This is a genomic window from Streptomyces sp. JJ36, from assembly GCF_021696945.1.
In the GTDB taxonomy this organism is placed as follows: Bacteria; Actinomycetota; Actinomycetes; order Streptomycetales; family Streptomycetaceae; genus Streptomyces.
The window spans coordinates 22,501-33,411 of record NZ_JACYHE010000066.1 but is presented as its reverse complement, the minus strand read 5'-3'; the positions used below and the strand labels follow the sequence as shown (position 1 = coordinate 33,411).

Annotated in this window: 9 protein-coding genes; 5 read left to right on the top strand and 4 right to left on the bottom strand. The window is 77.6% G+C overall.

Annotation, left to right across the window (positions count from 1 at the left end):
• Positions 1 to 164: 164 nt before the first annotated feature.
• Together HOY81_RS21120 and HOY81_RS21115 are read right to left on the bottom strand one after the other, a co-directional pair.
• Positions 165 to 1,307, bottom strand: coding sequence for a glycosyltransferase (locus HOY81_RS21120; protein WP_237322060.1), 1,143 nt, complete (start codon positions 1,305 to 1,307; stop codon positions 165 to 167).
• A gap of 216 nt (positions 1,308 to 1,523) precedes the next feature.
• Positions 1,524 to 2,534: a hypothetical protein gene (locus HOY81_RS21115; RefSeq protein WP_237322052.1), complete on the bottom strand. Its 1,011-nt coding sequence runs from the start codon at positions 2,532 to 2,534 to the stop codon at positions 1,524 to 1,526.
• A 232-nt stretch (positions 2,535 to 2,766) separates the two neighbouring features.
• Here HOY81_RS21115 and HOY81_RS27495 point away from each other — a divergent pair, with 232 nt between their 5' ends.
• On the top strand, positions 2,767 to 2,892 hold the full coding sequence (locus HOY81_RS27495) for a hypothetical protein (RefSeq protein ID WP_272893107.1): 126 nt from the start codon (positions 2,767 to 2,769) through the stop codon (positions 2,890 to 2,892).
• A gap of 36 nt (positions 2,893 to 2,928) precedes the next feature.
• Here HOY81_RS27495 and HOY81_RS21110 read toward each other — a convergent pair whose 3' ends face one another.
• Positions 2,929 to 3,288 (bottom strand): metalloregulator ArsR/SmtB family transcription factor, encoded by a 360-nt coding sequence (locus tag HOY81_RS21110; protein ID WP_237322051.1) that lies wholly within the window; start codon positions 3,286 to 3,288, stop codon positions 2,929 to 2,931.
• 101 nt (positions 3,289 to 3,389) lie between these two features.
• Between HOY81_RS21110 and HOY81_RS21105 the strand changes: the two genes are divergently transcribed.
• From HOY81_RS21105 to HOY81_RS21095, 3 genes are all read left to right on the top strand, one after another.
• On the top strand, positions 3,390 to 5,747 hold the full coding sequence (locus tag HOY81_RS21105; protein ID WP_237322050.1) for an HAD-IC family P-type ATPase: 2,358 nt from the start codon (positions 3,390 to 3,392) through the stop codon (positions 5,745 to 5,747).
• 104 nt (positions 5,748 to 5,851) lie between these two features.
• Positions 5,852 to 6,640, top strand: coding sequence for a hypothetical protein (locus HOY81_RS21100; protein ID WP_237322049.1), 789 nt, complete (start codon positions 5,852 to 5,854; stop codon positions 6,638 to 6,640).
• Between the two features lie 560 nt (positions 6,641 to 7,200).
• A complete protein-coding gene (locus HOY81_RS21095) occupies positions 7,201 to 8,256 on the top strand; it encodes a S1 family peptidase (protein ID WP_237322048.1) in 1,056 nt (351 codons plus the stop codon).
• Between the two features lie 393 nt (positions 8,257 to 8,649).
• Here the strand turns inward: HOY81_RS21095 and HOY81_RS21090 are convergent, their stop codons facing one another.
• Positions 8,650 to 9,378 carry a GntR family transcriptional regulator gene (locus tag HOY81_RS21090; RefSeq protein WP_237322047.1) on the bottom strand — a complete coding sequence of 243 codons (729 nt, stop codon included), beginning with the start codon at positions 9,376 to 9,378 and terminating at the stop codon, positions 8,650 to 8,652.
• Between the two features lie 536 nt (positions 9,379 to 9,914).
• On the opposite strand from HOY81_RS21090, the gene HOY81_RS21085 reads away from it, so the two are divergent.
• Positions 9,915 to 10,775, top strand: coding sequence for a (2Fe-2S)-binding protein (locus tag HOY81_RS21085; RefSeq protein ID WP_237322046.1), 861 nt, complete (start codon positions 9,915 to 9,917; stop codon positions 10,773 to 10,775).
• Positions 10,776 to 10,911 lie beyond the last annotated feature (136 nt).

Genomic DNA, 10,911 nt, shown 5'->3' with positions numbered 1-10,911 from the left:
GTCCGCGGCCACCAGCGCGGCCGGCCGCCCGGAGCCACCCGGCCGCCACCCGTGCCGCCCGGTGGCGGCACGGGGCGCGGGAACGCCGGGGGACGTGCCGCCGGCGGCCGCCCCCGCGGGCGGGACCGCCGTCCCGGTCCCGAGCGCACCGGTGCTCTCCATGGTCATCGGCCGGCCGGTTCCTCGAGCCCGGGGTCCGGGAGGCCGAGCAGGTCGCGGTAGAGGGCGTCGACCGCCGTGGCCGTCCGGCGTACGTCCCGCTCCGCGCGCACATGGCGCTGCGCCTGGTCCCCCAGCTCGGCGCGCAGCTCCGGGTCGGCGAGCAGCCGGAGGACCGCGGAGGCCAGCGCGTGCGGGTCCTCCGGCGGCACCAGGCACGGCCCGGCCTGGCCGGCGGGGAGGCTCTCGCGGGCGCCGTCGACCTCGCTGAGCACGACCGGGCGGCTGCAGGCCATGGCCTCCAGCGGCGCCAGTGCCATGCCCTCCCAGCGGGACGGCTGCACGACGAGGTCGGCCGCCGCGTACCAGGCGCCCGGGTCCGTGGTGGGTCCGGCGAGCAGCACCCGTGCGGCGGCCTCGCCCGGCGGGAGGGGCGGTGCGGCGCCGTCGCCGACGAGGGCGAGCCGGGCGTCGGGGTGCCGGGCGGCGATCCGCGGCCAGGCACGCAGCAGCACGTCCTGTCCCTTCTGACGGCACAGCCGGCCGAGGCAGACGAGGAGCGGCGCCTCGTCCGGCAGTGCGCGCAGGGCGGGCAGGGCGGCCCGCGCCCGCGCGGCGTCCCCGGGGGAGGCGGGCGGGAAGGCCGCGGTGTCCACGCCGTTGGGCACGACCGCCCATTCCGCCTCGACGCCGGCCCGGCGGCCGCGGCGCAGTTCGTCGTCGCTCACGCAGAGGATGCGCGCCGTCCAGCGGGCCGCGCGCCGCTCCCAGTGCCGCGCCAGCCGGGCGCGGGTGCCGGTCACGGCCTCGAACGACCAGGCGTGCGGCTGGAACACGGTCGGCACCCGGCCGCGCACGGCCAGCCGCGCCGCGAGGCCGGCCTTGGCGCTGTGCGCGTGCACCAGGTCGGGCGCGGCGCGCCGCACCGCGCGCGCCACTCCCGCGATCTCCCGTGCCAGCCCGGCGCCCGGCTCCCGCCCGGCGTCCCACCGGTGCAGGGCGGCTCCGGCCGCTGCGGCCTCCCGGGCCAGGGCGCCGCCGGGCGGGCAGGCGAGGGCGACCCGGAGCCCGGACTCGACCTGGGCGCGGATCAGTTCGGTGACGACCCGGGCGACGCCGCCGGTGACGGGCTGGGCCACGTGCAGCACCGTGAACCGGGCCGCCCGGGTCCGGGCGGGCCGCGAGGGCGCCGGGCGGCCGGCGTACGGCGTACGGGCGCTCGCGCGGCCGGTGCCGGCCGGTGCCGGGGCACGGTCCGGTCGCGTTGCGGTCTGCTGGATCTGCTGGTGCGGCACGCGCTCTCCCCACGGTCGGACGGGTTGGCTCTCCGGACGCCCCGGACGGCCGGCCGGGGCCGGCGCTGCTCAGTGACGGGCGGACGTCTGCAGGAAGAACGCTCCGAGCAGGTGCTGCTCCTCGGCGCCGTCGAAGCGCACCTCGAGCCGGCGGGCACCGTCCCGCAGTGCCGGGGCGAGGTCGAACACGTCCGCGTCCAGGCCGGTGGTGACGGCGGATGCGGGGATCCGTCCGGCGACGGGCCTGCCGTGGTCGGTGACGGTGGCGTTCAGCGGGTCGCGGGCCGGGTTGGCCGCGTCGTGGAGGCGGGTGAACGAGCGGTCGCCGGTGCGGACGGCCAGCGACTCGCCGCCGCTGCCGCGGTCGCCGCCGTAGGCGACGATCCCGAGGGAGCCGGAGGCGTCCGCGGGGATCCGCAGTCCCTCGTACCAGACCCACATGCGGCGGAGTTCCGGGGTGCCCAGGGCGGCGTGCCCGTCCCAGAGCATGAGGTGCCGCAGCGGCTCCCGGTGGTTCTCGTACGCGACCACGAGCGCCCAGCCGCGCAGGACGGCGGTGGTGGAGCGGCCCACGGCGGGCGGTGCGGCGACGGTGTACCGTCCGGCGCCGCCGCGCCGGATCAGGCGGGTGACGTCGGCCGCTGCGGAGTACCCGCGGGCCTTCCCCGATACCGGGTGCCGGGAGCGGGAGTCCGCGCGCACCTCCGTGGCGCGGCCGTCCCGTGCGGAGAGGAGCACCCGCCCGCCGGCGTCGGCGGGCTTCCGCGCGCCGGCGCGCAGGGTGCCGCCCCAGTAGAGCCGCGCGTGGCTGACCCGGGAGCCTTCGGGGAGCCGCAGCACGGCGCTGCTGGAGACGCCGGTGCGGGAGCCGCGGTCGGCGGCGGCCCCGCGGGGTCCCGGGCAGCGGGCGGCCCGCGGGCCGCCGGCACACGGGACCGGCACCGCGTTGGCGGCCCGGACGATGCCGCCGCGCTGGACGGCCTGGAAGCGCTCGGCGAGCGACGCGTCCGACGCCCCGCGTTCCGCCGGAGCGGCACCGGCCACGGCGGGAACGGCCGCCACCGCCAGGGCGGTGAGCACGCATCTCGCTCCCCGACCGGCCAGCACGTGGAACACACGCACGACTCGACGCACGACTTCGCCTCCGAATCTCCCGGCAAACCAGACTAAAAACTGCCAGAACGGACAGGGAAAATCACGCAGGGCACGCGCGGGGTGCAGAAACGGTGAAGACGCCGGACGAGGCGCCGATGCGTTCGTCATACCGCCCGGACACCCCCGTGACGGACACCCCGGACGTATCGTTTGTCCCGTGCGGCCGCGTGATCCGGCGCGGCGGGGACGGAGCGTCACCGTGACCGTCGAGCTGACCGACAGGACCGAGACGGCCGAGCAGGACGACCTCACCCTGCGGACCGAGGGTTTCCCGCGCGACTGACCGGCGCGCCCGCGCCCGCGACGGCCCCCCGGCGGATCAGCCCGCCGGGGGGCCGTCGCGCAGGCCCAGTTGCAGGTGCTCGATGTGGTAGACGGCCTCGTCGAGCAACTGCGCCACGTGGTTGTCGTGCAGCCGGTAGACGGTGCGGCGCCCCTGCCGGTCGCCGGCGACGAGGCTGAGCGCGCGCAGCAGGCGCAACTGGTGGGAGACGGCGGACTGTTCCATCCCGACCGCCTCGGCCAGCTCCGTCACCGGCAGCGGCCCCTCGCGGAGGCGGGACAGGATCAGCAGCCGGGACGGCGTGGCCAGCGCCTGCAGGGTGGCCGCGACGGAGGCGGCGCTCTCCGTGTCCAGCTTGGCCGCCGGGGTGGCCCGGCCGTCGGCTCCGTGTCCCATGCCAGGCATGGTACGGTCCCGGCCGTGCATGAATACATGAAGAGGTCTTCATTCATTCATGGCCGCCGACCGTCCGCCCCAAGGTGCCCCGAGGTGCCCCCATGACCTGGATCCGACAGCTCGCCGGGCTCGCCGAGGCCCGCTGGGCCGCCGCCGCGACCCTCGCCTTCCTGCTCGGCCTCGCCCTGGACCTCTCCCCCGCGCCCGGCGCCGCCGCCTGGGCCTGCTACGCCGTCTGCTACGCGACCGGCGGCTGGGAGCCCGCCCGCGAGGGACTGGCCGCGCTCCGCGAACGGACCCTGGACGTGGACCTGCTGATGGTCGCCGCCGCACTCGGCGCCGCCGCCATCGGGCAGCCGCTGGAGGGCGCCCTGCTCATCGTCATCTTCGCCACCTCGGGCGCGCTGGAGGCGTTCGCCACCCGGCGCACCGCCGACTCCGTCCGCGGGCTGCTGGACCTGGCGCCGCAACAGGCCACCCGGGAACGGGCGGACGGCGGCGAGGAGCGCGTGGCGGCCGCCGGGCTGACCCCCGGCGACGTGGTGCGGGTACGACCGGGAGAGCGGATCGGCGCCGACGGCACAGTGCTGGACGGGGCGAGCGACGTGGACCAGTCCTCGGTCACCGGGGAACCGGTCCCGGTGCCCCGTACGGCCGGTGACACGGTGTTCGCCGGCACCCTCAACGGCCGCGGCGCGCTGCGCGTACGGGTCGACCGGGAGGCCGGGGACTCGGTGCTCGCGCGGATCGTCGCGCTGGTCGAGGAGGCGAGCCGCACCAAGGCGCCCGGGCAGCTCTTCGTCGAACGCGTCGAACAGCGCTACGCCCTGGGCATGGTGGCGGCCACCGTGGCGGTCTTCGCGGTGCCGCTGGCCTTCGGGGCGGCGGTGCAGGAGACGCTGCTCCGGGCCATGACGTTCATGATCGTGGCCTCGCCGTGCGCGGTGGTGCTGGCCACCATGCCGCCGCTGCTGGCGGCGATCGCCAACGCCGGGCGCCACGGCGTGCTGGTGAAGTCGGCGGCGGTGATGGAGCGGCTGGGCACGGTGGACCGCGTCGCCTTCGACAAGACCGGGACGCTGACCGCGGGCGAGCCGGCGGTCGTCCAGGTACGGATGCTGCCCGGGCCGCACGGTGCCGGAAGCGGCGGGGAGGCGGGCCGGGAGCGGCTGCTGGCGCTGGCCGCCGCTGCGGAACGCTCCAGCGAGCACCCCCTGGGCCGGGCCGTCGCCGCCGCGGGAGCCGGCCTGCCCGCACTGCCGGCGGCGGGGTTCACGGCCGTCCCGGGGCACGGGGTCCGCGCCGAGGTGGAGGGCGTTCTGGTGGAGGTGGGCGCGCCGCACCGCGTCCCCGGGGGCTCCGGCCCGGGCGAGCCCGCGGGGGGCTGTGAGGCCGCACCGGACCGCGCCGGGGACCACGCGCGGCGCCCCGTCCCCGGGGACACCACGCCGGACGGTGGCCCCACGGTGGGCGGGGCGGCCGCCGACGGCCCGTCGTGCGCCACACCCCCGGCGGGCGCTGCGGCTCCGGCCGGCGGCACGGTCGCGCCCCCCGGGCCCCCCGGAGGGGACGGCCGGGCGGGAGCGGCGGACAGCGGGCGCGGAACGGTCGCGGCCGGCCGGCAGGCCCCGGAGCACGGCGGACGGCCGGGCGGCAGGACGCGGGCGGCCGTGCACGCCCCACAGGACGTCACGGCACCGGACCCGCTACCGGCAGGCGGCCCGGCGGCCGTGGTCGCGCCGCAGGCAGGCGGTCCCGCGGACGGCACGGCGGCCCCCGCGGACGGTCCCCTGGAGCGGGAGCTCGCGGAACTGGCCGCGCTCGGCCTCACCGCGGTCGTCGTACGCCTGGACGGGCGGCCGGCGGGGGTCCTCGGCCTGGCCGACCGGCCGCGCCCGGGTGCCCGCGAGGCGGTCGCCCGCCTGCGGGCGCAGACCGCCCGCCCGCCGGTGCTGCTCACCGGCGACGGACCGGGGGCCGCCGCCCGGCTGGCGGGCGCGTGCGGCATCGACCGGACCGCCGTACGGGCCGCGCTGCTGCCGGAGCAGAAGGTGGCCGCGGTCCGGGAGCTGCAGGGGGAGGGCGAGCGGGTGCTGCTCGTCGGGGACGGGGTGAACGACGCCCCCGCCCTGGCGGCCGCGGACACCGGACTGGCCATGGGCAGGACCGGCGCGGACCTGGCGCTGGAGACCGCGGACGCGGTGCTGGTGCGGGACGAGCTGCACGCCGTCCCGGCCGTGGTGGCGCTGTCCCGGCGGGCGCGGCGGCTGGTGGTGCAGAACCTGGTGATCGCGGGGACCGCCATCGTCGTCCTGGTCGCCTGGGATTTGCTCGGCACCCTCCCGCTGCCGCTGGGCGTGGCGGGACACGAGGGGTCGACGGTGCTGGTCGGGCTCAACGGCCTGCGGCTGCTGCGGCGGGGCGCTTGGCAGACGGCGCCCCAGAGTAAAACTTTGTGAATTGCTTCACACTTGCTCTTGGCGGGGCCCCCGACTTCGTGCTGAGATGCGCTCACATCCGGCTCGAAGGCGCGCTTGGGGAGGGCAATGTGGCGGACACCGCCATGTCACGTCCGGCACGGAAGAAGGGTGGGGAGCCACGCCCGCCCACGTCCGCGTACGGCGGGGACTCCCCGTCCGAGCGGGCGGTGTGGCGACTGCGTTCGCGGGGGTGCTGGGACGACGCGGCGGCGTTGCTGGAGCCGCACGCGGCACACGGGTCGGAGGCCGCGATCCGGCGTGCGGCCCTGCTGGTGGAACGGTGCATGTTCACCGCCGACGGCTGGGAGGAGGCCGAGGAGGCGCTGCGCGCCGCCGAGGGCGCCGCACGGGACGACGACGAGCGCGGCGCGGCCGCCTGCGAGCGGGGCCACCTCGCCTACGCCGCCACGGTGCTGGGTGTACGGGACCGGGCCGACGAGGCGCGGGCGGCGCTGGGGCGGGCGGCGGCGCTGCTGGGCCCGGACGCGGAGGGCCGCGCCATGCTCGACTTCCGGCGCGGCCTGCTCGCCGAGCACCTGAGCGACAGCCCGCAGGCGGCCCGGGCCGCCTACCGGCGCGCCCACGCGGCCGCGACAGCCCAGGGCGACGGGCTGCTCTGCTCGTTCACCTGGCGGCACCTGGCGGGCCTGGCCCTGCGCGACGGTGAACTGGCGGAGGCCCGGCACGGCTTCCGTGAGTCCCTGCTGCTGCGGGAACAGCTCGGGTTCCTGGTGGGTATGGCCCCGGCCCTGGTGGCCCTCGCGGACGTGCAGCCGGAGGCGGAGGGCGCCCGGCTGCGGGAGGAGGCGGGCCGCCTCTTCCGCCTGCTGGGCGGCGTGCCGACCTGGCTGGCCTCCCGCCTGCCCGGCTGACTCCCCCGTACCGGCCGGCACCGCAGCGGCCGGCGCCGCAGGTGCCGCACCGGGGGCGGCCCCACCGCGGGCCGGCCACCCGGTGCACGGCCTGCGTACGGCCGTGCCCGGAGCTCCGCAAGGGCGGTGAACGCCTGCCGACGGCCGTGCGCGACCTCCACACGGCGGTCGGCCGAACGCCGTACGACCGCGCGCGGCCGCCGCCCGGGCCGGCACCTCCCGTGCGCCCGTTCCGGGCGTCCCCTGGGCCGCGCACGGAGCGTCACCGTGCCCGGCGGCGGCCGCCCGGAACCGTATACAACCGCCGGTGGGAGCCCTCCCACTGGCGCGGAATCCGCGCTTCCAAACATTGGCTCGTTCACATCCGGCGTGAATATCCGGTGCGTACGGGCCCCTTGTGGCGCTCGGTGACGCGGGCCAATACTCACCGCTGTCACCGAGACCGCCCGCCCTGAACCCACGAGCCACCCCCCACCGGGCCGGAACCGGGGATGCGTTCCGGGCGCCGCCCCACCGGGCGTGCGTCCCACCCCCACACACACCCCACACAGGAGGAACGCGTGAAGGCCAGACCCTCTGTCTCGTCGCGTGTCATATCCCGCGGCCGGATCGCCGCAGCACTGGCGACGGGCCTCGTCGCCGCCGCACTCGCCTCGCCGGCCGCCACGGCGGCCCCCGCACCGACCGCGGAGCGGGCGACCCCCGCCACCGCGCGGGCCCTCGAGGCGGACCTCGGCGCCACGCAGACCGGCGGCGCCTACCAGAACGACTCCGGCCGCATGGTCGTCACCGTCACGGACCGCGCCGACGCGGCGAAGGTCCGGGCGACCGGCGCCGTGGCGAAGGTCGTCGAGCACAGCAAGGCCGACCTGGCGAAGGCCGCGAAGGCCGTCGAGCACGACGCCGACATCAAGGGCACCGCGTGGTCGGTCGACCCGGTGAGCAACCAGCTCTCCGTGAAGGCCGACAGCACCGTGGACGCCCGGGAGATGGCGAAGCTCCGCCGGGTCGCCGACCGCTTCGACGGAGCGGTCTCCATCGAGCGCACCCGCGGCGAGTTCTCCAAGCTCGTCCGCGGCGGCGACGCCATCTACGCGCCCTCGTGGCGCTGCTCCGCCGGCTTCAACGCCCGGATCGGCAGCACCTACTACGTCATCACCGCGGGCCACTGCACCGACGGCTACCCCTACTGGTCCGGTGTCGGCCCGACGGCCGCCTCCAGCTTCCCGGGCAACGACTACGGCGTGATCCGGAACGACTCCGGCTCGCACCCCGGCGTCGTCAACCTCTACAACGGCAGCACCCGGGACATCACCGGCGTCGGCAACGCGTACGTCGGCCAGTCGGTGCTCCGCAGCGGCAGCACCACCGGCCTGCACGGCGGCTCGGTGACCGGCCTCAACGCCACGGTCAACTACGGCGGCGGCGACGTCGTCTACGGCATGATCCAGACCAACGTCTGCGCCGAGCCCGGCGACAGCGGCGGCGCGCTGTTCTCCGGCAACACCGCGCTCGGCCTCACCTCGGGCGGCAGCGGCAACTGCACCTACGGCGGCACCACGTTCTTCCAGCCGGTGACCGAGGTGACGAACCGCTACGGCCTCGTCGTCTACTGACGCGAGCGCCACACGCGCACCGCACCGCACCACGCCGCTCACCGCGGCGTCCCGGCGGCCCCGGTCACCCGACCGGGGCCGCCCGGCCGTGCCGCACCCCCACCGCCCCCACCGCCCCGCCGCGCTCGCGCCGTTCGTGACACGCCGCACCGCCGGGACGCCCACGCGACGACGAGACGCTCCGCAGGCCGGATACCGACGCCCCGTCGCCCGGGACACGGCGGGCCGGACGCAGACGGCCGGCCGGGAGGAGCGGGGCGCTGCGGTGGGGCACGAGGGCATCCCGGTGCCCGGCGTGGCTCCCGCTTGCCCCACCGCAACCAGAAGGCCCTCGCCTGGTGCAGCGACCTCCTCAGGCGTGAGGCCTGTCACCGACGTGCCGGGACGACTCCGCTAGCGGGGCCCGAGATGGGCCCGCAGGACCCGCTCCGCCGCGGCCGGGTCCCGGGAACGCAGGGCGTCGAGCAGGGCGACGTGCTCCGCGGCCGCCGGCACCAGCCGCGCCGCCACGGCACGGCCCCCGGCTCCCGCGGCGGCCACTCCGCCGGCGCGACCGGGGCGTCCCGCGCCCGTACGCCCCGTACCGACGCCCGCCACCGGGCACTGGGCGTGCCGCAGCACGGTCTCGGCGAGCAGCGTGAGCCGGTGGTTGCCGTGCAGCTCCAGCAGGGCCAGATGGAAGGCGCGGTCGGCCTCCGCGTAGCCGGACCGGTCGCCGCGCACGGCCGCCGCCATCGTCGCGTCGGCCAGCGGGCGCAGTTCGTCCCAGCGTTCGGCGGGGAGCGTGCGGGCCAGCGCCCGCACCGTGGGGATCTCGAGCAGCGCCCGCACCTCGGCGAGCTCGGCGGCGTCCCGCGCGGTGTGCTCGGTGACCCGGAAGCCCCGGTTCGGCACGGTCTCCACCAGCCCTTCGCTGGCCAGCCGCTGCATCGCCTCCCGTACGGGGGTCGGGGAGACCCCGTGCCGCGCGGCGAGCGCCGGGGCGGAGTAGACCTCGCCCGGGGCGAGTTCACCGCTCAGCAGCGCCTCCCGGAGCGCGGCCAGCACCTGGTCGCGCACCGAGTGCCGCTGGGGCGGGAGCCGCCCGGTGACCGGGTGCGGTCCGCCGTCGCCGGCCGGCACCGCGGTGGACGGCGGTGCCGGCGCCGCCGGGCCGGATGGGCCCCCCGGAGAGACGCCCGGGGACGGAGCACCCGGGCCCGGCGTGCGCGGGGGCACCCGGCCGGCCGGGTGACCGGCGTCCGGGTGAGCGTCGGCGGGGTGTCCGCCGGGCGGCCGTGCCGCGGGCGGGCGGGCGTCGCCGGGCGGGGCCTGATGCGCGGGGCCGGGCTCGTGGCGGTGCTCGGGCTCGTGCTCGTCCCGGGGGTGCCCGGCGGAGCCGGCCCCGCACACCGGGGTGACGCCGGCCTCCGCGCCGGCCGGACCGGGCAGTGCCGGACCGGAAGCGGGCGGGCCGCCGGGCGGCGGCGACGCCGTACGGGCGGGAGGGGCCGGCACGGGGTCCGTGCGCCGTATGGGGGTCTCCGGCCGGGTCTGCTCCATCTGTCCCTCCACGTGTCGAGCAGCACCCTAGGCCGAGGTGCCCCGAGATCAAACCCCGGATCCGTCGGGTAAGGTAAGGCTTACCTGTAATCGATCGTCGATTCGGTGGTCCTCGGATGGTCATGCCCGCACTCGCCCCGGCACCCCGCACCGCGCCCGCAGCGCCGGCCCCTTCCCCTGTCGCGGCCGCGTACCGGCGCCTCGCCGAGGTCCTCCCCGCGCTCACCGCGGAGGAGTGCGCCGTGCTCCCGTGTGGCGACGGCTGGGTCGCCGCCGCCGAACTGGCCGCGGGCGGCACCGCCCTCGACGCCTACCTGGCGCTGGACGACGCCCAGGTGCAGCGCGACCACGGCGAGCGCGCCCGCCCGGACGTGATCGCCAGCTTCGGGCTGCACCGCTACGCCTGGCCGGCCTGTCTGCTGGTGACCGTTCCCTGGTTCCTGCACCGCCGGGTGCCCCGCATCCCCGTGGACGCCGTCTCCTTCCACCGCACCCGGGGCCGGATGGCGGCGCGCGTCGAGGAGTTCGCCTGCCTGCCCGGAGACCCGGCCGCCGGCCTCCCCGGCGCCCGCGTGGTGCGGGACGAGGAGGCGCTGCGCGCCGAGGTCCGCTCCGCCGTGGCGGACCACTTCGGGCCGCTCCTGGAGACCTTCCGGCCCCGGATGCGGCGCGGCGCCCGCGCCCTGTGGGGGATGCTCACCGACGAGATCACCGAGGGCCTCTGGTACGTCGGCCGGCTCCTCGGCGAGGAGCGGCGCGCCATGACCGAGGCGGAGCTGCTGCTGCCGGGCGGCACCGCCCCGTACCCGGGCGGCGCCTCCTTCCGCGAACTGACCGCCCCGGACGGCACGAGGCTGCCCACCCGGAACCGGGCGAGCTGCTGCCTCTTCTACACGCTGCGCCCGCAGGACACCTGTGTCACCTGCCCGCGCACCCGGGACGCCGAGCGCATCGAACGCCTTTGCACTGAAGGGTAGTCAGTTCGACCCGCAGCGGCCCTGGTTGGGCTCCATGCACACCGTTGGCGTATTGTTGCGACGAAAGCACCTGCCACCCGCCCCCGCTGGTCCAGGATGCTCCGCGACAGCCAAGCAACGCCAAGCAACGCTGCCA